Annotated in this window: 14 protein-coding genes; 8 read left to right on the top strand and 6 right to left on the bottom strand. The window is 70.4% G+C overall.

Annotated elements, in window-relative coordinates; genetic code table 11:
- Positions 1-2: 2 nt before the first annotated feature.
- Positions 3-2480: a M12 family metallo-peptidase gene (locus tag Pla133_RS22945; protein ID WP_419191874.1), complete on the bottom strand. Its 2478-nt coding sequence runs from the start codon at positions 2478-2480 to the stop codon at positions 3-5.
- 338 nt (positions 2481-2818) lie between these two features.
- Between Pla133_RS22945 and Pla133_RS22940 the strand changes: the two genes are divergently transcribed.
- The 3 genes from Pla133_RS22940 to Pla133_RS22930 are packed head-to-tail and all read left to right on the top strand — an operon-like array spanning position 2819 to position 8562.
- Entirely contained in the window at positions 2819-5344 is a 2526-nt protein-coding gene (locus tag Pla133_RS22940) for an FG-GAP repeat domain-containing protein (RefSeq protein ID WP_145069669.1), read from the top strand.
- 55 nt (positions 5345-5399) lie between these two features.
- On the top strand, positions 5400-5987 hold the full coding sequence (locus tag Pla133_RS22935; RefSeq protein WP_419191873.1) for an RNA polymerase sigma factor: 588 nt from the start codon (positions 5400-5402) through the stop codon (positions 5985-5987).
- Positions 5974-8562, top strand: a complete 2589-nt coding sequence (locus tag Pla133_RS22930) for a serine/threonine-protein kinase (protein WP_145069665.1) — start codon at positions 5974-5976, stop codon at positions 8560-8562. The genes Pla133_RS22935 and Pla133_RS22930 overlap by 14 nt, the downstream gene beginning before the upstream one ends.
- A 10-nt stretch (positions 8563-8572) precedes the next feature.
- On the opposite strand, the gene mfd is transcribed toward Pla133_RS22930, so the two are convergent.
- Entirely contained in the window at positions 8573-11827 is a 3255-nt protein-coding gene (gene mfd / locus Pla133_RS22925) for a transcription-repair coupling factor (RefSeq protein WP_145069663.1), read from the bottom strand.
- On the bottom strand, positions 11824-12480 hold the full coding sequence (gene rnc / locus Pla133_RS22920; protein WP_145069661.1) for a ribonuclease III: 657 nt from the start codon (positions 12478-12480) through the stop codon (positions 11824-11826). Before rnc ends, mfd begins: the two co-directional genes overlap by 4 nt.
- 126 nt (positions 12481-12606) lie before the next feature.
- Between rnc and Pla133_RS22915 the strand changes: the two genes are divergently transcribed.
- The 5 genes from Pla133_RS22915 (at position 12607) to Pla133_RS22895 (ending at position 18299) form a co-directional block, all read left to right on the top strand.
- Complete coding sequence (locus Pla133_RS22915; RefSeq protein WP_145069659.1) at positions 12607-12798, top strand: hypothetical protein; 192 nt, start codon at positions 12607-12609, stop codon at positions 12796-12798.
- Between the two features lie 331 nt (positions 12799-13129).
- The gene (locus Pla133_RS22910; RefSeq protein WP_145069657.1) at positions 13130-15148 is read left to right on the top strand and encodes a DUF7453 family protein; all 2019 of its coding nucleotides are present in this window, start codon (positions 13130-13132) and stop codon (positions 15146-15148) included.
- A gap of 222 nt (positions 15149-15370) precedes the next feature.
- Positions 15371-17497, top strand: coding sequence for a carboxypeptidase-like regulatory domain-containing protein (locus Pla133_RS22905; RefSeq protein WP_145069655.1), 2127 nt, complete (start codon positions 15371-15373; stop codon positions 17495-17497).
- A gap of 111 nt (positions 17498-17608) precedes the next feature.
- Positions 17609-17860: a hypothetical protein gene (locus tag Pla133_RS22900; protein ID WP_145069653.1), complete on the top strand. Its 252-nt coding sequence runs from the start codon at positions 17609-17611 to the stop codon at positions 17858-17860.
- 205 nt (positions 17861-18065) lie between these two features.
- Positions 18066-18299: a hypothetical protein gene (locus tag Pla133_RS22895; RefSeq protein WP_145069650.1), complete on the top strand. Its 234-nt coding sequence runs from the start codon at positions 18066-18068 to the stop codon at positions 18297-18299.
- Between the two features lie 5 nt (positions 18300-18304).
- On the opposite strand, the gene Pla133_RS22890 is transcribed toward Pla133_RS22895, so the two are convergent.
- The 3 genes from Pla133_RS22890 to Pla133_RS22880 form a co-directional block, all read right to left on the bottom strand.
- Entirely contained in the window at positions 18305-19513 is a 1209-nt protein-coding gene (locus tag Pla133_RS22890) for a deoxyguanosinetriphosphate triphosphohydrolase (RefSeq protein WP_145069648.1), read from the bottom strand.
- Positions 19514-19689: 176 nt separating this feature from the next.
- Positions 19690-22113, bottom strand: coding sequence for a hypothetical protein (locus Pla133_RS22885; protein WP_145069646.1), 2424 nt, complete (start codon positions 22111-22113; stop codon positions 19690-19692).
- 20 nt (positions 22114-22133) lie between these two features.
- The gene (locus tag Pla133_RS22880) at positions 22134-23279 is read right to left on the bottom strand and encodes a cytochrome-c peroxidase (RefSeq protein ID WP_145069644.1); all 1146 of its coding nucleotides are present in this window, start codon (positions 23277-23279) and stop codon (positions 22134-22136) included.
- Positions 23280-23421 lie beyond the last annotated feature (142 nt).

The raw sequence follows: 23421 nt of genomic DNA, 5'->3' as shown, positions 1-23421 counted from the left end.
CGCTACGGCAGGTACTGGGCCGCGAGGGCGTTCGAGATCTCGATCAGCTCGGGCAGGGCCAGGTCCACCGCTAGGCCCTGCAGGTAGAGGGTCAACGGGACCGCGACCGTGCTGGTCAGGCCGGGCAACTCGAAGTTCCCCGCTGCATCGGCGTTGCCCACGATCAAGAGCACGTTGGGGACCGTCACGAGCGTGCCCCCGAAGATCGGGATCGGATTGGTGACCAGGGAGCCGACGAGCCAGACCGGCGCGCCCGGGTCGGCGCCCGCGAGCACCAGGTCGGCGCTCCCGCCCGGCGCGAGCGGATCGCCGCACAGGTTCAGGCTGAGGTCGCCGGGCCCCTGAAAGCCCAGGTCCTGTTGGCACACAGTGCAGTTCGCGCGGTAGACGAGGAAGTCGTCCAGCCCGGCTTCGACGGTCGTGTCGAAGGAGTCCTTGGCCACGAAGCGCACCTGCACCTGGGCCGTGGGTGCGACGAAGTCGGAGACCAGGAACTGGTGCGGATGCCAGCCGCCCGTGGCCTGCTCGCCGAAGGGACCCACGGTCTCGACCGCAACCCAGCTCTGGCCGCCGTCGTCGGTGATGTCCACCTGGAACGAATCGAGGCCCGGGGCGATGGCCGCGATGTTGTGGTACCAGCGCTCGTAGCGAACGATCGCGTCGCCGGCGGACAGGTCGATGAGCGGCGAGACCAGGGTCGTCACCCCGCCGTCCACGTCGCTCGCGAAGGCCTCGCCCCCGGCGTGGGGTTCGGTGATCCAAGCGAGGGTGCCCGCCTTCGAGTGGTCCTCGTAGGCCTCGGCGTAGCTACCCACCGGCGCGGCGCGCACCCACAGACCGGCGCTCGCGGTGTCGGTTGCGAGGCCACCGGTCCAGCCCTTGTCGGTCTCGAAGTCGTCTTCGAAGACGACCTCCACGTGCGCGACGGGCGGGGTGAAGACCGGGCTGCTCGCTGCACCACAACCCGTGTCGGTGTAGCCGACGAAGAACTCCGGCGCCGTGCCGCAGGGCGCGGGCGGCAGGTCCGCGCTCCACAGGCCGCCGCCGAGGTCGGTCATCGCGAGCTGCTGGAACGGATCGGCGGGTGCGAAGCGCCAGGAGAGCTCCACGGGGCCCACGGGGGTGCCGCCGACCCGGGCCACGATCGGCGTCGACGCGCTCGGATCCCAGGCCAGGGGCGGCTCGACCACGACGCCCGACGCCAGGGGCAGGCAGTGGACGATCTCGTCCAGCAGGTACTCGCGCACCAGCGGGTGGAAGGCCAGTTGGATGTTCGAGATACCCCCGGGGCAGAGGTGGCAGTAGCTCATCAGCGTGCCGCTCGAGCTGCACACCGACGGGCAGTCGTCGATGATCGGTTGCCAGGCGAAGGTGTGGTGCGCGCCGAAGCTGTGTCCGATCTCGTGGGAGGTCGCGGTGAAGTCCCAGTTGAAGGGGCCGACCGCCACCGGGAAGCTCGTGGAGCCGTCGTGGTTGGCGGTCACGCCGAATGGGTAGGCGCCGGACTCCTCGCAGAGCACGTCGATGAAGGCCACGCCGCCGTCCAGGAAAGCACCGGAGAGCAGGTGCCCGAGCCGCGCGCCGCCGGGGATCGCGCCCTCCCAGGCGGCCTTGACCTCGAACAGGTAGTCGAGGACCGCGAAGCCGGTCTCGGGGGTGCTCCACGGATCGGCCGGGGTCGTGTAGAGCTGCAGGTACGGGAAGGTCAGCAGCACGCCGAGCTCGCTCTCGTACAGGTCCGAGATGGCCCCCAGCAGCGACGTCGTGTAGGCCACCTGGGCGGGGACGCTGCCGCCGAAGAGCTGGTTGTGTTCGAAATCGGTCTCGAGCGCGATCGAGCAGGTGCGCAGCAGGCAGGGGCTGTCCGCGCTGGTGGAGACGTCCTTGGGCACCAAGGGCGGGGAACCGTGGCGTGCGGGTTCGGTGGCATTTCGCGGCGTACGTCCTGCGGCCTGCGTCGCGTCGTCCGCGTGGCAGGCGAAGTCGCTCTCGAAGCCGAACTCGGCCAGCTCCTCCTCGGACAGGATCCAGGTGGTCGAGCGAGACCAATCGCCGCCCTCCGCGGGCACGGGCAGGAGGTGCGTCAGCGTGCCGCCAGCGCGCACCCAGCCGCGCACGCCGTGGTTCGAGAAGCTCAGGGCCACGTCGGAGCCGGGATCCCCGTCGACCGTTCCGCGCCACAGGCTCAGGTCCAGCCCGGCGAGCACGTCGGGCGCCGGCTGACCATCGACGCGCAGACCGAGCTCGAGTCGATCGAGCCGGATCGACCGCAGGTTCACTCGAACGGTGCCGCCGTCCGCCAGGGGCACGCCGGACAGGCGCACGCGGTCGCGACCGACGAGCCCGCCGAGCGCGTCGAGGACCGGTCGGTACGCTTCGATCTCGGCGGTCGCGGGTTGCGGCGAGGGGGCGAGGGGAACGGCCCACTCGGCGAGCTGGGCCGCGCTGGAGATCGAAGCCAGGAAGACGGAAGAGAGCATGGTCGGTCGGGAAGTGGGGGAAGGAGGCGTCCGCGGGCGTCGCCGCGCCAGGGGCGCCCGCGGGATAGAGGCTAGCGCCGTGTCTCGATCGTTGAGGGACCGGCCCGCAGATCGCCGGCCCGCGTCGCGAGCGTCCGGGCGACCCCGCGCGCGCGGCCGGGGCGCCGGCGACGCGCGCGCAAGCTCCGCGTCGACTGGACCTTGCGAGCGCGTGGCCGCTGTTCCTCGTTTCCCTGTCCGTTCCGCAGTCCAGCCTCGATAGTCCCCTCGGTGCACCGGCCCCCGGGGCCGGGTCCGCGCCCGGACGACCTTGCTCGCCATCTGCACGAGGACCCAACGTGACCCTTCAAACGCAACGACTCGCCCAAGCTGCCCTCGCCTCGTCCGCCCTGCTGCTGGCGCCGTCGGCAGCGGGCGCCCAGACCACCCCCGCCTGTCCTGCGGTCCACGAGTTCCTCGGCCAGGGAACGACCGGCAGCGCCGGGATGCCGCGCCTCTCGAGCAGCGGCGCGCCCCTGATCGGGCAGCCGATCGCGTTCCGGGTGTCGCAGGGACCGGCCGGTGCCCTGGGGGCCCTGGTGATCGGACTCGATGCGGTGCCCTTGCCCTTGCCGGCCTTCGGCGCGACGGCCTACCCCACACCCTTCGTCGCGGTCCTGCCCGTGACCCTGGACGGCGCCGGCAGCTCGGCGCCCCTCGCGCCGATCGCCGCGATCCCCGCGAGCTTCTGTGGACAGCAGGTGGTGGGACAGTCGGTGCTCCTCGATCCCGCCGCCACCGGCGGCTTCGCCTTCACCCGGGCCGTGCGACTCGTCTTCGGCGAGGGCGACCTGCCCCTGTTCCCGGGGCGCCAGGCCGGCGAGGGCAGTCGCGCCGCGGTCGGCGACCTGAACGCCGACGGGATCGACGACCTGGTCGTGATCGATGACTTCGCGCGGGTCGTGCCCCTGCTCGGGGTGGGCGACGGCCGCTTCGTGGCCCAAGCCGCGATCGACGCCCCCGACGTGTCGTCGATCGAGGTCGGCGAGCTCACCGGGGACGCAATCCCCGACCTGATCCTGACCTTCTTCTTCACCGACCACGCGTGGATCCTGCCGGGCACGGGTGGCGGTGGCTTCGCCGCCCAGCAGGTCGTCAGTGGCCTGGGGACTGTCTACGACAGCGCCGTCGCGGACTTCTCCGGCGACGGGATCACCGACCTGGTTCTGGCATCCGGACAAGGTCTGACGATCCACATCGGCCTGGGTGGCGGCCAGCTCCTGGCGCCGTCGAGCCCGGCCGTGCCCGGACTGATCGGGTCCATGCAGGTGGGAGACCTCAACGGCGACGGCCTGCCGGACCTCGTCACCGGCGGATCGGCCGAGATCACGTCCATCGTGAACCAGGGTGGCGGCGCCTTCACGGTGGCGGAGACCTTCAACTTGCCGACCGGCTACGAGGCCTGGGCCGCGGTTGCGCTGAGCGACGTGGACCAGGACGGCGTGCTGGACCTGGCGGTAACGGGAAGCGTCTACATCCAGGTGCGTCGGGGCAACGGCGACGGGACCTTCTCGGCACCCGTCGACGTGTACGGCGGGCCCTTCCTCCGCGACATCGTCGCCGTCGACCTGGGTGGTGACGGGATCGACGACCTCGTGGTCGCCTCGGCCAGCGACTTCGTCGGCGTCAACTACCTGACCGGCCTCGGCGGCGGGAGCTTCGCGGCGCCCGTGGCCGTCGGCACCGGCAACACGAGCTCGGTCTCGATCGGCGACTTCAACGAGGACGGCGTGCCGGACGTGGCCGCGTCGATCGATGCAGCGCTCGCGACCTCGCTCTACCTCGGCGACGGCTCGGGCGGCCTCGAGCCTACGATCAACGTGGCTGTTGGCTACGACCCCGGGGCCGTGGTCCCCGCGGACCTGGACGGCGACGGTGACATCGATCTGGCGGCCGTCAACCTGCTCTCGGGGACCTTGACCGTGGTCCTGCGTCAGAGCGACGGGAGCTTCGGCCCGCCGTCGCAGTACTTCGCGGGTGGACGCGGTGACGACCTGGTCGCGGGCGACCTCGACGGTGATGGGGACCTCGACCTGATCGTGGCCAGCTCCAACACCAGCCAGGCGTCGGTCTTCCTGGGCCTGGGGGACGGGACCTTCCAATCGCCGGTGGCCTATGCCGCCGGCCTTGCGCCCTGCTCCCTGGCCCTGGCCGACTTCGACCAGGACGGGGCGCTGGACGTGGTGGCCTCGAGCTGCGCGCTCGGCACCTTCGCCTACCTGCGCGGCGTCGGCGACGGAACGCTGCAGTCGCCCGCGTACAAGCAGGGTGGCGGGAACAGCTCCAAGATCGCCGCGGGCGACTACGACGGCGACGGCAAGCCCGACGCGCTGGTCTGCGTTCCGAGCGGCGCCGGCGTGGCCCTGGTTCGGGGACTGGGCAACGGCAACTTCGCGCCGGCGGTGTGGCTCGACCCGGGCTCGGCGGCCCGGTCGGCGCAAGTGGCCGACCTGGACCTGGATGGTGTCGGCGATCTCGCCGTGTCCACCGCCGGGGGAGTGGCCGTGATGCTGGGCACGGGCGGCGGCGCCTTCTCCGCGCCCGTCGCCTTCGACATGCCCGGCGGGCTCGAGCACTTGACCCCCGCCCTGGACATCGACGGGGACGGTCTGCCGGACCTCGCCGCTTGCAGCTACGCCGAGGACGCGGCCTTCGTGTTCCTCGGCTCGGGGGATGGCGCCCTGTTCGACGCCCCCATGCGGTTCGCGCTGGGAGAGCTGCCCCGCGACCTGGCCCTCGCGGACGTCGACGGCGACGGGCGCCCGGACCTGGTGAGCGCGGACTTCGGCGCCGATTCCATCAGCGTCCTGACCAACCAACGCTGAGTCGGCGATGGCCGTCGAGCCCGCGCCACACGTGGTCGGACTACACTGGCGGCCCATGGAGCAGCGTACCCGCGCGAGCCTCTTGTCGCGGGTACGCGACTGCGCAGACGACCTCGCCTGGAGTGAGTTCGATGTCACGTACCGGGAGTTGATCGTGCGCTACGCGCGCCGGCGCGGTCTGCAGGTCAGCGACGCGGAGGACGTCCGCCAGGCGGTGATGATGCGCCTGGCGGAGCGGTTGCGTAGCTTTCGCTACGACTCGGGCCAGGGGCGCTTCCGCGATTACCTGAGGCGCTGCGTGCGCAACGAGGTCGCTCGCTTGTACGGGCGCCGGTCCGGCTCCGATGCGGTGCCGATCGACGAGCTGGCGGCCGGTGCGGAGGACGTCGACGACCTGTGGGAGGCGGAGTGGCGCGCTCACCACCTGCGCCTGGCCATGGCCAAGGCTCGAGCCGCGTTCGAGGAGAGCTCGATCGCTACCTTCGAGCGGCTGCTCGCCGGGGAGTCGCCAGAGGCCATTGCGACGGGCCAAGCCACCACCGTGGACGCCGTGTACAAGGTCCGCACGCGGCTGCGGAGCTTCCTGCGGGAACGCATCGCGGAGCAGTTGAGCGAGGAGGAGGACGGCGATGGTCGGTCGTGATCGGGAGAGCGATCTCGCGGGCTTCGGCCTCGGCAGCGACGAGAGCGACGACGCCTGGCTGGCGCAGCTGGCCCTGGCCCTCGAGCCCCTCGAGCTGGGCCCTCTCGGCGAGTACGAGATCGTCGAGGAGGTGGCCCGCGGCGGCCAGGGCGTGGTCTACCGCGCGCTGCAGTCGAGTACCGGTCGCCAGCTCGCGATCAAGCGCCTGGTCGACGGGCGCTTCGCGGGCTCGGGGGCCCTGCGTCGCTTCGAGCGCGAGATCGAGGCGGCAGCACGGTTGCGCCACCCGGGCATCGTCACGGTGCTGGGCTACGACCACGTGGACGGGGTGCCCCTGCTGGCGATGGCCTGGGTCGACGGGGTGCGGCTCGATCGCTGGCGGCAGGCTCGCGAATGGCCCGCGGACCTGCGCCGTGTGCTGCGCTGCTTCCTGCGCGTTTGCGAGGCCGTGGAGCACGCCCACCGGGGGGGTGTGCTGCACCTGGACCTGAAGCCCTCGAACATCCTCGTGGACCAGGACGACCAGCCGGTCGTGCTGGACTTCGGCCTGGCCCTGGTCGACCGCGGCGAGTCGACGGGCGCGGTCAGTCAGACCGGCGGCGGGCAGTTCCTGGGCACCGTCGACTACGCCTCGCCGGAGCAACTGCGCGGCGTGCGCGCCGGGCTGGACGCGCGCAGCGACGTCTATTCGCTGGGCGTGCTGCTCCATGAGCTGGTCGGCGGTGAGCTGCCCTTCGACTTCCGAGCGGGCGTGGGCCCGGCCCTGGCGAGTCAGGCCAGCGGGCACTTCCGGCGACTGGCGTCCCGCGACCTGGGCCTGCCGCGCCTTCTGACCCGCGAGCTCGACGCGATCGTCGCCCAGGCCCTGGCCCCGCGGCCGGCGGAGCGCTACGCGGGCGTGGCTGCGCTGACCGACGACATCCGCCGGGTCCTCGACGGTCGGCCCGTCTCGGCGCACCCGCCGAGCGCCCTCTACGACCTCCGCAAGTTCGCGAGCCTGCACCGGGCGGCCTGTGCTTGGGCGCTGGTGGCTCTCGTCTCGGTCGTCGTCTCCGGCACGCTGGTCGCGCTGCAGAACCTGGAGCTCGAACGCGAACGCACCCGCGAGGCCCGGGCCCGAGCTGTCGCCGAGCAGGCGGAGACCCGGGCCATGGAGTCGGCTGCCGCCAGGCTGGAGGTGATGCAGTTCCTGTTCGTCGAGCTGTTCGAGGGCCACTTGGCCAGTGATGCGGGAGGCGGCCTGACCATCGCCGAGCTGATCGATGCCGCCGCGGCTGCCGCGGGTCAGCGCTTCGGCGATCGCCCGCTGGTGGAGGCCGAGCTGCGCGGCGTGCTGTCCACGGCCAATCGCACCATCGGTCGCTTCGACCTGGCCGAGCAGGACCTGCGCCGGGCGATCGAGCTGCTCGAGTCCCAGGGGGGGCGGGACGATACGGCCGAGACTCGCGCGGCCCTGGCTTCCCTGGGGGTAGGCCTGGCAATCACCCTCGGCAAGCAGGGGCGACTGGACGAGGCGCGGGAGCTGTTGGAGCCGCTCCTGCAGGAGCGCGAGATCCTGACCACGACGGATCAGTGCAAGGCGCTCAACGTCCTGGGGCAGGTGTACGTCTACTCGCAGGACAAGCAGCTGGCGATCGACCTGCACCGTGAGGCGCTCCAGATCGCCCGCGCAGCCGATCTGGAGCTCGACCTCGTGCAGGCGTTGACCGGGCTCGGCGCGGCCCTGGCCCAGTCGGGTCGCTACGACGAGGCGCGCGCCGCCTACGAGGAGGGCCTCGCGCGGGCCCGTGCGCGCTGCGGCGACAACTGCACCCGGGTGGGCTACCTGTGCGGGCTCCTCGGTGATCTGCTGCAGTTCCAGGGTCAGCTGGAGCCGGCGCTCGAGCTGGCCCGGGAGTCCCTGGACACGGCCCTCGGCGTTCACGGCCGGGAGCACCCGGAGTCGGTCGCGGGTCTCGGGGACGTGGGGGAGCTGCTCAGCCAGATGGGTCGTCTCGACGAGGCCGAGGTGCTGCTCGCCGACGCCGTGGCCCTGTCGGAGGTGGTGCGCGGCCCCGAAGCGCTGGTGACCGACATCCATCGCTTGAGGTGCATCAGGAACCAACTGCGGATGGGGCGCATCGAGTCGCACCTCGACGAGATCGCGCGCATCCGCGAGCGCTTCGACCTGGCCGGCGCGCGCCTGGGCCGCTGGCCCGCCCGCGCCCAGGACACCCACCTGGCCGCGCTCGCGAGCCTGGGGCGCGAGTCCGAGCTGGGGGCACTGCTCACAGAGGTCAGCTCCGCGCGTGGGACCGAGGGGCCCCTCGAGCTGCCCTACCAGGCCCTGCTAATGCAATCGCAGATCGAGCACGTGGCCGGTGGCCGCGAGTCCTCGCGCCGGCTGCTCGAGCAGGGGCTGGTGCAGTTCTCCCGCGAGGCGACGACCGACGCCGAGCGCCTCCTGTGGGAGCAGCGGCGCATAGCGGTCTTCTACCGCCAGCGTTCGGACGAGGAGTCGGCGCGCTGGGCCGAGCAGCTCGTGGCGGGCCTGATCGAAGAGCTCGGAGTCCGCCAGGAATCCTCGGGGGGCTGAGGCCGGCGATTCACAGCAGCAGCTTCTCGAGCCACGCCAAACCGGCCTCCGGCCCCTTCACATCACGGGGTAGCACCAAGAGCGCCACGCCCTGGCGCAGGGGGCGGATCTCGATCCCGTCGCGCGCGAAGGCACTCTCGAGCAGCACGCGGTCGGCGAACTCGAGCAGGTAGCAGTCCTCGCGCCAGGCCAGGCGTGTGACTTGGATCGGCAACAACGCGGCGCGCAGGCGGAAGACGCGCAGCAGCATGCGGGTCTCCGGGGGCACGCGGCCGAAGCGGTCGCGCAGCTCTTCCTGCACCGCAACGGCCTCGGCGGGCTCGTGGATCGAGTCCAGGCGCCGCAGCAGCTCGAGCCGGTCGTCCGAGGCAGGCACCCAGTCCTCGGGGATGTACGCGCGCACGCCCAGCTCGAGCTCGACGCTCTCGCCCGGGGCCAGGCCCACGTCCGCCGCGACGATGCTCTCGGTGGACAGGCTGCCGCTCTTGAGCATGTCGACGGTCTGCTTCAGCAAACGGCAGTACATGTCGTAGCCGATGGCCGCGATGTGCCCGGACTGCTCGGGGCCCAGGAGGTTGCCGGCGCCGCGGATCTCGAGGTCCTTCATCGAGATCTGGAAGCCCGCTCCCAGGTGGCTCAGCTCTTCGAGGGCCTTGAGCCGCTCCTTGGCGATGGCGCGCATGGGGCGCGTGCGATCCACCAAGAGGTAGCAGTAGGGTTTCTGCCCGCCGCGACCCACGCGGCCGCGCAACTGGTGCAGCTCGCCCAGGCCGAAGCGGTCGGCGTCGTCGATCAACATCGTGCCCGCGGCGGGGATGTCGATGCCGTTCTCGATGATCGTGGTGGCCACCAAGACGTCGACCTCGGCCAGCTCGAAGCGACCCATGACCCGCGCCAGCTCGCGCGCGCTCATCTGGCCGTGGCCGATGGCGAAGGTGCACTCGGGCACGAGCTGGCGCATCTCGTCCGCGAAGCCGTTGATCGTCGTCACGCGGTTGTGGAGGAAGAAGACCTGCCCGCCGCGCTCCTTCTCGCGCAGGATCGCGTCGCGGATCAGGCCCAGGTCATCGCGATTGCAGATCTTCGTCTCCACGTCGTGACGCCCCTCGGGCGGCACCGACAGGGCGCTGATGTCGCGCACGCCCGAGAGGGACATGTGGAGCGTGCGCGGGATCGGCGTGGCCGACAGGGCCAGCACGTCGACAGTCGCGCGCAGGGACTTGAAGTGCTCCTTGTGCTTGACGCCGAAGCGCTGCTCCTCGTCGATGATCACCAGCCCCAGGCGCTGGAAGCGCACGTCCTTGGACAGGATCCTGTGCGTGCCGATCAGGATGTCGACGCGGCCGGACTCCACGTCGGCGACGATGGTCTTGCCGGTCTTGCCGCTGTTGATGCGGCTGAGGGCCTCGACGCGCACGGGAAAGCCCGCCAGACGCCGGCGGAAGGAGCGCTCGTGCTGCCCCGCGAGCACGGTCGTGGGCACCAGCACCGCCACCTGTCCGCCCGCCGCCACCACGCGGAAGGCCGCGCGCACGGCCACCTCGGTCTTGCCGAAGCCCACGTCGCCGCAGAGCAGGCGATCCATCGGTCGCGTGCCGGTCAGGTCGGCGGTGATCTCCTTGTCGGCCGAGGCCTGGTCGATCGTGTCCGTGTAGGGGAAGGCGCGCAGCATGTCCTCCACGAGCTTGTCGTCGGAGTCCCAGGGCTCGCGCTTGCGCGTCTCGCGCACGGCCTGCAGCTCGAGCAGGTCGGCGGCCAGGTCCTGCAGGGCCTTCTCGACCTTGTCCTTGCGCTTGCGGAAGGCGCCGCTGCCGAGCTTGTCGAGCTTCGGCGCGGAGCCACCCGTGCCGATGTAGCGCTGCACCAGGTCGATGCGGCAGGCCGGCACGAAGACCGAGACCTCCTCGGCGAACTCGAGGTGCAGGTGGTCCTCTTCGCCGCCCGAGCGCGCCATGCGCTCGAGGCCCAGGTAGCGGGCCAGGCCGTGCACCGCGTGCACCACCAGGTCGCCGATCTTCAGCTCGAAGAACGAGCGTAGGGCGCGCACCCGGTGGGGGCGGTGCTCGGCCTTGACCCGTCGCGCGGAGCCGACCCCGGCCAGCTCGTGGTGGTTGACGCAGACGATGCCGGCGTCGGGCAGCTCGAAGCCCTTGGCGATCTCGCCCAGGCGCAGTTGCAGGCCGTCGATGTGACCGTGCTCCGCGAGCAGCGCCTCGAAGCGCTCGAGCTCGACCTCGCTCTTGCAGAACACGTGCAGCTCGCGGCCGGCGCGGGCCACCGACTGCAGGGCGCCGGGGGAGGCCGGCAGGCCCACCGCCAGGCGTTGAACCGTCTTCGCGTCGAAGTCGAGGCGCCCGGTGGGCAGGCTCTGCAACTGCAGCAACGGGTGCCGCGCCAGGACCTTGAGGAACTGCGCCAGCGCGTGGGAGTGTGACGTCGAGCGTCCGCGCAGGCCGCCGCGGCAGTCCTCGATCCGCAGGGGTTCGACCTCGACGAAGACGGCGGTGGGGGCCAGCAGCGCCGCCGGCGCCGCGCCGTGGCCGTCCTCGATGCCACCGACGTCGGCGGCCAGGCAGATCGCCGCGCGCTTCTGGTTCTCGATCGAGCGTTGGGTCTCGGGGTCGAAGGTCCGCAGGGACTCGACCTGGTCGTCGAACAGCTCGATCCGCAGGGGCACGTCGGCCGCGAAGGCGAAGACGTCGAGCACGTCGCCGCGCAGGCTGACCTCGCCCGGCGCCTCGGCCAGGGGCTCGCGGGTGTAGCCGGCGGCCACCAAACGCTCGAGTTGCGCCTCCACGTCGAGTTCTTGCCCCACGTGCAGGTGCAGGAACTGGCTTTCGAGCTGGGTCGCGTCGGGCAGGGGCTGCAGGATCGAGAGCTGGGAGGCGACGATCAGCCGCGGTCGGCGCTCCGGCGGTCCGGCCAGGGCCTGGGCCAGCTGCAGTCGCGCGCGCACGGCGCTGGCGTCCACGTCGCCCATCCGCTCGCTGTCGCGGGCGGGCAGGTGCAGCGGCTCGCAGCCAAAGGTGACGAGGTCGGCCGTGAAGGCTTCGGCCTCGGCCTCCGAGGAGGTCACCGCCAGCCACGGCCCCTGGTGGCGACCGAGGAGCTGCGACAGGACCAACGCCTGGGACGAGCCCCACAGGTTGCCCGCCGAGACCCCCTGATCGCGTTGCAGGGCGTCCACCAGGCGCGCGAACGTCGCCGTCGCCGCCAGCGCCGCGCCGATCGCCGCCCGATCGGCGACGGTGGACCCCGGGCTCACACGCCGCTCCCGTCGTCGAGCACCAGCAGCGCCTCGAGGGCGGCCCAGCGCTCGGCTTCCTTCCGGGTGCGCCCCCAGGCGCTGGGGAAGCGGTCGCCATCGATCTGGGCCGCGACCAGGAACGCGCGGGCGTGGGCCTGACCCCGCTCCGCCACCACGACGTAGGTCGGCGGCGATCCGGTGCGCGTCTGGGCCAGGTGCTGCAGGCGTTGCTTGGGTTCGGCGCCGCCGGGTTGGCGCGCGGCCACCCCCAGGGCCTCACCGAGGCTCTCGTCGACGAACTCGCGCGAGGCTTCGAGCCCGCCGTCGAGGTAGATCGCCCCCAGGATGGCTTCGTAAAGGTTGGCCAAGACCGAGCGCGGCAGGGTGCTGTCGCGCAGGCCGCGGCCGACCCGCGCCTCGCGGTCCAGGTCGAGGCTCTTGGCTGCAAGGGCCAGGCTCTGACGCGACACGACCATGGCCTTGCGCTCGGTCAGCTCGCCTTCGCTGGCCCGGGGGTCCACCTGGAACAGGTGTTCCGCCACCAGGAGGTCCAGGACTGCGTCTCCGAGGAATTCCAGGCGCTCGTTGTCCTCGCCCCCCGTGGACGACGCGTGGGTCAGGGCGAGCTCGAGCAGTCGGGGGTCGCGGAATCGATAGGGCGTACGAGCCATGGGCGCAGCGGGAGTATGGGCAGCCGGGCGGCGGGGAGGAAGTGCCCCTGGCGGGCCCAGGGCGTCGTCGTCCCGTCGACGCACGTGGCCCCCGCGCGGTGCTGGGTGCGGTACCCTTGCAACGCCGTGCCCGACGACCGCTCCGACTACACTGCGCGACCCCACGACCACTTGGTGGAGCCGATCTTCACGGCCCTCGAGGGCCGGGCCGGGTCGATCGAGGAGTCTTCCACCCAGACAGCCTCCAGCGGGTCCCAATCAGCCCCTGAGAGCTGGTGGAAGCGGCTGATCCTCGGCTTCCGCAGCCCGCGCCCCTGATCCGTCAACGGACGGCGCCGGGTGGGCTCGATGCCCGCCAGCCCCGTCCGCACCGAACCGGCGCCCGGCTCTCCCAGGCGCCTCGCCCATCGGGAGCCTCCGGCCGGGGTGTCTTTCGGTGGGCGCCTTCCACCCCTCCCCAGCGCTCGGACGGCCTGGGGAGGGGCAGCTTCAGGTTGATTCGGGCGGAACTCATGTGTCCGCAGGGTTTTCCCTGGGGGAATCCCCGCGAAGCCAGATTCCGGGCAGAATCGGGAGCGAGGGATCGCCCTAGTGAGTCCCCACCCAACCACCGACGGCCGCCGGCTCGCGGCCACAGTCCAACCTCGCCATGTCCAGCTACACCCGACCTCTGCTCGCCGCGGCTCTCGTGGCCTGTGCTCCGGCAGCCGCCTTGTCCCAGACCCTGCTCCAGGACCAGGCCGTTCACCTGGCGGTCGAGACCGCGACCGTGCCCGGCCTCGCGGCCGGCGAGACCTTCTCGAGCCTTGACTCGGCCGTCGTCGACGACAGCGGCAAGGTCCTGTTCCGCGGGCGCTTCGCCGGTGGGTCGGCGACCTCGACCACCGATCGCGCGCTGTTCTACGGCGACAGCCCCCAGTCCCTGACGCTGATCCTGCGCTCCGGTGATCCGGAGCCGTCGGGCACGATCCCCGGCGCGACCTTGAACAGCACCTCCGCCGGATTGAGCAGCTCGCAGCGCATCAGCGGCAACGGGACGATCCTCTTCGCCAGCCCGCTGAACGACGGTGGCGTGACGATCGACACGACCAACGACAGCGCCCTGTTCCTCGGTACCCCCGGTAACTTCCAGGTCCTGGCCCGCGAGGGCGATCCGGCCCCCGGCACCGTCGGCGCGACCTACAAGCAGAGCTTCTCGAGCCTCAGCCACCAGACGTCGGGCCTGAACGACAACGGCATCGCCTTCTTCAAGGCCAGCTTGCAAGGTGGCGACGTCGTCACGGGCGTCAACGAGAACGCCTGGTTCATCGGCACCCCCGGCAACGTCTCGATCGTGGCGCGCGAGGGCGATCCGGTGGGTGCGGGTCAGCTGATCGACCGGGTCAGCCCGGCCTTCATCTCCCAGATCAACGTGTCCGACCTGATGCTCTTCGACGTGAGCTACGTGATCGGTTCCGGCCCGGTGCCCGTGGCCGACTCGAACGACCGCGCCCTGCTGCTCTACATCCCCGGCGGCGGCAACGTCGAGTTGATCCGGGAGGGCGATCCGTCGCCCTATTCGAGCGTCGAGTACACCGAGCCCCTCGGCTTCAACTGGAACATCAGCACCAGCGGTAACGCCTTCAACGCGCAAGGCGAGGCGCTGCTCAACGCCGGCCTCAACGGAGGGCCCGGCGATTCGGCGTTGGTCAAGGTCTCCCTGCTCGGTGACGTCGGGATCATGCGCGTGGGCGATCCGGTCCCCGGTGTGCCCGGCGCGGTCTTCACCGGCTTCAACAACAGCACTCTGGCCCTGGGCCAGAACGGTACGGTCGCCTTCCAAGGCATCTTCTCGGGTCCTGGCATCGACGACTTCAACGACACCGGCATGTTCACCGGCCAGCCCGGTGCGATCGAGCTGATCGCCCGCGAAGGCGACGTCGCTCCCGGCACCGGCGGCCTCACCTGGCGCAGCCTGAACGGCATTTCTCACTACATGAACAACTTCGGCCAGATCGCCTTCGCGCCGTCGGTGACCGCCGATCCGCTGCTGGGGCCGGTGACCAGCGGCCAGTGGCACTGGGATCCGACGGACGGTCTGCGGATCGTCTACCTGGCCGACGGCAGCCTGCTCGACCTCGGCGGCGGTGTGGTAGAGAGCCCCACTAGCGGCGGCGGCGTCCAGTTCGGCAATGGTGGCGGTCGTCCGCTCAGCATGCAGGACGACGGCTCGGTGACCCTGCGTATGAACTACACGAACGGCCAAGGCAGCATCTCGAAGGTCCGCGCCCGGCGCCTCGCGGCCGCGCCGACCGAGGTTTCGGTCGCCGCCGGCGGGACGCACACCTTGCAGCTCAGTGCGGGCAGCAAGCGCGCCGGCCAGCTCTACTTCGTGCTCGGTAGCGCCTCGGGCACGGCGCCCGGACTGCCCCTCGACGGCCTCGTGCTGCCGCTCAACTTCGACGCCTTCCTGAACTACACCCTCACGTCGGCCAACGTCGCGCCCTTCTCGAACACGTTCGGGACGCTCGACGACCTGGGCCGCGCGGCCGCGACGGTCACCGTGCCGGCCGGAGCCACCTCCCTGGCGGGTGTCGGCCTCGACTTCGCCTACCTGACGATCGGCCTCAGCCCGCTGCCCTTCGTGTCGACGGTCAGCAACGCCACGCACCTCGACCTCGTCCCCTGACGCGCCAGGTGCGCTGCGGGCGCTCGGAACGGGTCCTCGGACCTCGCTCTGAGCGCCCGCTCGCCGTTCGGGCCGGGGCCGACAGAGTGCCGTCTGTGTCTGGAGGCGTGACCGCGGCGACGCGGTCGGGTAAAGCTGACAACACCGACGCGGTCCCGATGTCTGCGGTGGGCGAATCCCCGCCTCCAGCCCGCCCGCGCCGGAAGCGCCCCCAGGTCAACCTTGCGCTCCCTGCCGATCCTCATCCTGTTGCTGCTCGCCGGCGGCCTGCTTTGGGCCGTTCTGCCCGGGGAGCGGTACGTCGAGCCCAACCTGCCGATCGGGTCGACGGGGGTCGTGGAAGCGCCGGAGCCGGTGGAGGAGGAAGTCGAGTCCGAACAGGCCCAGGATCCCTTCGAGCTGCTCGAGGGCATCGTGGTCGACGGCGCCGGCGATCCGGTCGCCGGCGCGCAGATCACCCTGGCCATCGCACCCCTGGCAGGTTTCGCGGTGCTCGACGCCGCACTGTTCGACCGCCGGATCGAGATCACGGCCGCGAGCACCGATGAGGCCGGCCAATGGAGCGCGGCGGTGCGCGCCGCGCGCATCTACGAGGTCTGCGTCCGAGCGCCAGGCTTCGCGCCAGCGATCGTCGAGGAGGCCTATGGTGGTTCGACCCTGCGCACACGGCTGGGCCCGGGCGCCGCGGTCGAGTTCGTGCTCACTCGGGCCGAGGACGGGGCGCCCCTCGTCGGTGCGACGATCGATCTGTGGGTGCGGGACGGCAGGCTCCTGGCGAGCGGCGAGACCGACGACCAGGGGCGCTTCTCGGCGTCCCAGCTCCCCGGGGGCTGGGCCGTGGCGTCGATCGCCCACCCGGCCGTCGTCGGAGTCTCCCAGCGGCTGGTGGACTTGGCGGTGAACGAGACGCGGCGGGTCGACCAGGCCCTGGCTCCGGGGGTCGACGTGTTCGGGCGCATCACCGATGCCATCAGCGGAGAGGCGATCGCCGGCGCCGAGATCGCCGATGACTGGCGTTTCCGCGTGCCTACCACCAGCGACCGGAGCGGTGAGTACCGGCTGAGGGGCGTGGCCGCTCGGCCCCAGTCGGTGCTGCACGTGCGCGCGCCGGAGCACGGCAGTGCCCAGCGGGTGATTCCGCCAGCGGCACCGAATAGCGACGTACAGCTCGACTTCCAGTTGCGTCCCGCTCGCAGGGCCTTCGGGCGAGTCGTCGACGACGAAGGCCTGCCACTGGAGGGCGTGCTGGTCGTGGCCGTGGCGGCGGCGTCGGACATCGACGGAGTGCGAACCGATTGGGTCGACGCGACCACCGATCTGCGCGGCGTGTTCGAGTTCCAGCGGCTCGACCCCGACCTCGCCCACCAACTGCTGGTGCGGCACGAGGAGTTCGGCACGCGCGTGGTCGACTTTCCCGAGGACGAGTTCGAGCTGGAATCGGTCGACCTGTCGGTGATCGACCTGACGCGCGGATCGATCCTGCGCGGCCGCGTCGTCGATGGCGAGGGACGGCCTCGAGCGGGAGTCGAGGCTGTCTTGGCCGGCTACGACCAAGGGCGCGGGCTGCTGCGGCGCGACCTGGACGAGTCTCAGGGCAGCTACCTCACCTACGAGCGACGCGGCCACACCGACGGCGAGGGCCGCTTCCACTTCGGCGACCTCGCCGCGGGGACCTACCGTGTGTCGATCCGCGAGCCGGGCTCGAACCGCGGCTTCGAGCGCTCGGTGATCGTCCCGCGGGCGCGGGTCGTCGAGCACCTCGAGTTCGAGCTGCGGCGCGGTGATTCGATCGCCGGCGCGACCCGCGATGCGGCGGGTCGAGCCTTGGGTCAGGTGCTGGTCGAGGCCAGCTGGGCGGCACCCGTCGCCGAGACCGTGGCCCCGCCCGCGGCGCCCCGCCGACTTTGGGCCAGGACCGTGAGCGACCATCGCGGACGCTTCGAGCTGACCGGTCTCGACGCCGAGATGGTTGAGCTGACCACCTCTGTGGAGTTGCTGCCAGGCGAACTTCGAAGCCGCTGGGCGCCCTCGCGACCCCTGGACGTCGTGGTCGGCTCGCGCGAAGTCGAACTCGCTCTACGCGAGGCCCAGCCCCTGGTCGGGTCGGTGCGCTTGGACGACGGGACCCCGGTCGAGGGCAACCTGGTGCGACTCGTCCGCGGCGAGCGGGTCCTCGCTGAATGGTGGCTGCGGGCGGACGGCCGCTTCCAGTTCGACGTCGCCGCCGAGGAGCTCGTGGACTTGGTGCTGCTCCAGCCCGACCCCGACGAGCCCAGCGGACTCGTGGAGCGCATGCGACGCGAGGGCGTCGGTCCCGGCAGTTGCGAGCTGGTCGTCGCGCGCGAGTGAGGCTCGGGGCCGGGGTGAGGCCGGGACGGAACACGCGGCGCGAGCACCGCGTCGCGCCACACGGCGTCGGCGGGAAGCGATCGATCGAGGCCGACGGGAATCGCGATTTCGATGAACGAAGTCCAGCACTCCACGCCCGGTCTCCATCTCGAGCTACCTGACGGGCTCGACCCTGGGCCCGCTGTGGAGCCGCGCTGGCGATTCGAGCCGATCCACGGCCTGCGCCTCGAGTCCATGGCGGACAGCTGCGATCCGACCCTGACGCCCGGCCACCTGGTTGGGTCCCTCTTCACCATCGTGGACGGCATGGGCAACGGCTCGGCCCGTGCGTCCGCTTGGCCGCGGAGGGCTCGTCGGTCCTGAACGTCGTCTGCCAGTACCCCCTGGGATCGGTCGCGAGGGTCGCCGTCGAGGTCCTCGCGATCAAGCTTGCGGTAGTCGGCGTCTCGATCGGCTGCACGGTGGACTTCACGCTCCACGCGGGCTCGGCGCGGCTGGCGACGTCAACCCGGCCCTGGGCCGTGGCACGTCACCCGGAGCCGCGATCGGCGGGCTGACGATTCCGCTGGTGCAGGACTTCGTGTTCGATTGCCTGCTCAGCTCTCCGAACACGCTGCCCTTCATGAACACTCTGGGCCAGCTCGACGAGTTGGGCCGCGCGATGGCCGCCATCGGCGTCGCCGCGGGCGCTCCCGGCCTCGCGGGGATGAGTCTCGATTTCGCCTTCGCGACCCTCGACCCGTCCCAGGGTGGCTCGGTCACCTCCGTGAGCAACACGGCGCGGGTCGACCGCGCGCCTTGACGGCGTCAGGTGCCTGAGGGGCCGAACGGCCGTCGCCCCGTGATGCGCTCGTACTCGGACTCGGCGAAGCGGTCGGTCATGCCGGCGACGTAGTCGCAGACCATTCGTTCCAGACCCACCTGGTCGATCCAGGAGCGGTACCAAGGGGGCAGGTCCTGGGGCGCGCGGAGGTAGGCCTGGAAGAGCACGTCGATCACGTCCGAGGCGTACTCGGTCAGGCGCTGCAGGTGGGGGTGGCGATAGAACGAGCGGTACAGGAACTGCTGTAGCTCGGCCACCTCCGGCGCCAGCTCGGCGGAGTGCCCGATGGTCATCTCGTGGCGACGGCGGGCGTCGTCCGGCTGCTGCAGACCGGCTGCGGCGATGGCGTGGGCGGAGGCCTCGATCAGGTCCTCGATGCAGCGCTTGATCAGCTCGTTCGAGATGCGCTTGACGCGCAACTGGCGGTCCGCCGTGTTGCTCAAGAAACCGGGATGCCGTGCCTCGACTCGCTCGCGCGATTCGCGCCACAGGCGAGAGCCGGCCTCCAGGTCGGCCTCGCTGAACATCTGCGCGCGCAGGCCGTCCTCGACGTCGTGCACGTTGTAGGCGGTGGAATCGGCCAGGTCGACGACCTGGGCCTCGAGGTAGGGGTGGCGCGGCTTGGGTCCGAACTCTTCGGGCCAGTCCTCCGCCTTCTCGTGCTTGAGCAGGGACTCGCGCGTCTCGCGGGTCAGGTTCAGCCCCGCGTAGTCCGGGCTTCTGCGCTCGAGAATGTCGATCACGCGCAGCACCTGGGCGTTGTGACGGAAGCCGCCGTGGTCCTTCATCTGGCGGTCGAGGGCCCACTCGCCGCGGTGCCCGAACGGCGGGTGGCCAATGTCGTGGGCCAGGGCCAGGGCCTCGCACAGGGGGTCGTTCAGCCGCAGGGCCCCGCCCACGGAGCGCGCGACCTGGGCCACCTCGAGGCTGTGGGACAGGCGCGTGCGGTTGTGGTCCCCCTCTCGATTGACGAAGACCTGGGTCTTGTACATCAGCCGCCGGAAGGCGGTCGTGTGCACGATCCGGTCGCGGTCGCGCTCGAAGTCCGTGCGCAAGAGGTCCGGCCCCTCCGGCACCCTACGGCCACCGCTCTGGGCCGACTTCAGGGCGAAGGGCGCGAGCTCTGCCAACTCGCGGCGCTCCTTGGCGGCGCGGTCGAGGAGCGGGACGGTGAAGTGATCGGTCGGGTCCATCGGCGGGGGTGGTCAGCAGCATAGTCGGTGGCGCCCCCACCAGGACGATCGGCACCCCCCGTGGTTACAGCACTGTTCGCAAACTCCGGCCGAACGACCGCGGGCGGGCGAGCCCTTCGGCCCGCCCGCCCGCGTGGTCGCTCAGGAGTGGATCCCGGGATCCACCCCGCGATGGATCACTCGCCCAGACCCTCGGGGACCAGCTCGGCCACCGGGTGGTTGGTGAAGATCGAGGTGAAGTGGAACTGCGGGTCGAAGATGTACATCGCGCCGTTGTTCAGGGCCGCGGCGCGGGGCATCTCGACGTCGAAGGTCCGCACCGACTTGGGCGGGATCGGCTTGCCGTACGAGTAGTTCCAGATGTTGGCGTCGCCGGTCGGCTTGCTGGCCAACTGGTTGTTGCCCCAGACCGAGAAGACCCCGTCCTGGACCACGTGGAAGCCCGGGCCACTGAAGCCGGTCAGGTCGTCGTAGTCGTGCTTCAGGTCGCGCACACCGGGCTGCCAGAAGTTCGGCAGGTCCGCGAACATCGGGTCGACGTAGAAGGGGTTGCCGGTGCCGTTGAGCGCCGTCGTGGACCAGTGGTCCACGGCGTAGCCCTGGGCGCCGAACAGGCCGCTCCAGGCCATGGCCGCGATCTGCGGGAACCCGAAGACCGGCTTCCAGTCGAGCAGACCCATGTCGAGGCCGTTGTACTGGTAGTCGGTGGTGCCGAAGTCGACCACGCGGAAGTAGCGCGTGACCGCGTCGTCGTTGTAGATCGTGACCTTGATCTTGTCGCCCTCGGTCCAGGTCTTCTTGCCGGCGGCCGAGATGCGCTCGATGTCGCCCCAGATGTCGAGGTTGCCGTAGAAGAGGTTCAGGTCCGCCTCGGGGTTCGGGAACGCGAGCACACCCGGGGTCGCCGGGAGGCCGCGCCGATCCGCGATCTGCGGCATGAGGTTCTTGGTCTTGCGCAGGAAGGTGCGGCGGTCGGCCGAGGTTCCGGCGCTGGCGCCGTACTCGATCAGAGCGTTGTGCAGCGCCTTCTCGGGCACCAGGTCACCGATCGCGTCGACGCCCAGGGCCTGGACCTCGTCCCACTTGTGCCCGAAGCGCCAGTCCTTGGGCGCACCCGAGGCGAGGATCTCACCCTCGGCGTAGGACTCGAGCCAGTTGATGCGCGGCGGATGCTCGCGCCAACCCCAGACGTAGATGCCCGCCTGGGACAGGCCCTGGCCGTAGCGCACGGTCAGGTCGAAGCCCTGGCCCTTGCGCACGGTGGTGAAGCTGGAGTCGTAGCCGAAGAAGGGGATCGTCGTCGGGCCCTGGCTCCAGTCGAGCAGCGGGACCGCGTACTCCTGGTTCCCGTAGCTGTTGAACTGGGCCTGGGAGTTGGTCGCGCCGTCGTAGGCGAGGCCCGTGTCCGTGCCGTTGGCGAGGTAGCCGCCGATGCGCCCGTCCTGGTCGAGGTCGTACTGCTGGAAGCGCGTCAGGCTGGTGATGTCACCCTGGCCCCCGACGTAGGAACCCATGTCCATCTTGCGGTTGACGTACAGCCAGTAGCGCGCGTCGCCCGGGTTCACGTCGGCGTAGCTCGGGACCGGTTGGCCGAACTCGTCGAACGGCGTCCCGGTGTGGATCTGGAAGAACTGCTCGAGCGAGTACTTGCGCACGTCACCGGGCAGCGGGTCGACCACATCGAACCACTTCCAGACCCAGGCGTTCCTGAACCAGAAGAGCGAGTTCGCCGTCTTCTTCATCGGGATCGCCGTGAACTCGTCGATCGGGAAGGCGAACTCGTGGTTCGGGCCCGGATCGCCGAGGCCGCGGATCTTCCAGGTGATCGTGTAGTCACCGTGGGCCGGGACCTTGACCATGTTGTGGCTCGAGCGGATCTCGTTGCCGTACCACAGCTGGGTGATCTCGAGGTTGCGCGTCACCGGGTCGAAGGTCTGGTTGTCCTTGCGGCCCTTGTAGTGCAAGAGCTCGAAGCCCAGGTAGGCGCGGTTGGTCAGCGCACCCGAGACGTTGGTGCCGAGCAGGATGTCGAGGGCCTCCTGCACGCGCGACTGGTTGCCGGTCTTGTAGATGTCGTTCACGATCTCCTCGAGATCGTCGACCGGCGAATTGGGCTCGAGGCCCACATCCGTGAGCCAGAACTTGTCGGGCTCGCCCTGCGGCCAGTGCAGGTTGAAGTGGATCGGGTCGCCGTTCACGTCCACGGCCGAGTTGTCGATCGAACCGCTCGGGTCCGAGTTCGAGAAGTCGAGGTCGAGGGGGTACTGGTCGTCGCTGGTGAGGGCGTAGGTGGCGTTGAGCGCCGCCTGATCACCGACCCCGGGCTCGGCCGTGTCGGGCAGGTACAGGTTGGCCGCCGTCAATACCCAGCCCAGGGGCTTGGGGTTGTTGGGCAGCACCGTGCCGGGCAGCAGCGTGATGCCGCCGGAGGGGATCCGACCGCCGTTCTCGGCGGCGGTCTTCTTCATGTCGTGCACACCGATGTTGGGGACGTTGCGTCCACCGGCGTCGGTCTGGGTGGGGGGCAGTTGCGCCAGGGCAGCGGGCGCGAGCGCGGCCGCGGCGAAGGCGGCGGCAAGGCAGTTGGTCGTGGTCTTCATGGTCGCTTGTTCCTTCCCTCTCACTTGATCTCGTCGCCGGTCAGTGCGAACTCGAGGAATGCGACCAGCGCGGCCTTCTCGCCTGGAGACAGGCCGAGCGGGACGATGCGCGGATCCTTGGTACCAGTGCCCGAGAGGTCGGGTCCTCCGCCTTGGTCGTAGAACTCGACCACTTCCTCGAGGGTCGAGAAGGCGCCGTTATGCATGTAGGGGCCCGTGACACCAACCATGCGGAGCTGCGGGATCTTGAACTTGGCGTAGTCCGCGGGGTTGTCGATGTCGACCGGAGGATCTTGGGTCAGGTCCGTGTACACACCGCGGCCCAGGTCGACGCCGCCGTTCAGCGCGAAGCTGCCGGCAGTCGGCACGCCTGTGTTGGCGTAGCCGGTGGTGGTCAGGAGCGGAGCCGGATGGCATTGGAAGCAGCCACCCTTGCCGAAGAAGACCTTGTGGCCTCGCTTCTCCTGCTTGTTCAGGGCGTAGAGCTTGCCGGCCTCGTAGTCGTCGAAGGGCGTGTCGAAGACGCTGATGGTGGCTTCGTATGCGCCGATCGCCTCGATCAGTCGCTGCTTCGTCGCCGCCCCGTCGCCGTAGGCATCGGTCAGGAGCTGGGTGTACTCGGGGTCGGCCGAGATCATCGGCAGCACGTGGGCGTCCCAACTCGTGTTCATCTCGAACCCGGCTTCGACGGGGAACTGCGCCTGGTGCACCAGGTCACCGGCGCGCCCGTCCCAGAAGATGTTCGGGAAGACGTGCGCGTTGTAGATCGTCGGTGTGTTGCGCGGCGTCAGGATGGTCTTGAAGTAGTTGCCGGCCACGGCCAGGGTGCCCTCGTGGTCAGGCATCCCGTCACCGTCGACGTCACCGGCGAGGGTGTGGTCCTGCACGCCCTTGCCCTGAGGGCGGTCATCACCCCAACCCTTGGAGGGGTTGTGGCACATGCCGCAAGAGACTCCCTGCGGTGCGGAGGTGCGCTCGTCGAAGAAGAATTTTCGCCCCAGGTCGATCTGGGCCAACTGAGGATCGACTGATCCGATCTGGAGCTGGAGCGGAGTTTCGACGGCGCCGTTTCCGCCGGAGCAGGCGGCGAGGCTGGCGGCGGCGATCAGCGCGAGCGGAAGACTCCGCGCGGCGTTGGCTGCGTTGATTGTGCTGATGAATTGCATGGGCAGGCGGGTCTGGCAGGTTCGTCGGCCGTCAGATTTGCTGACAGCGCCAGTGTGCCGAGCACTGGCTGGATAGACGTCTATCCGGGTAGCGAGGAGTCCGGTGGAAGCCTACCCCGCCCATTCGGGGGGGCAGGTCGAG

The organism is Engelhardtia mirabilis (assembly GCF_007748095.1).
GTDB lineage: Bacteria > Planctomycetota > UBA1135 > UBA1135.
The sequence above is the reverse complement of the archived record's forward strand: the minus strand, read 5'-3'. Positions and strand labels throughout refer to the sequence as shown.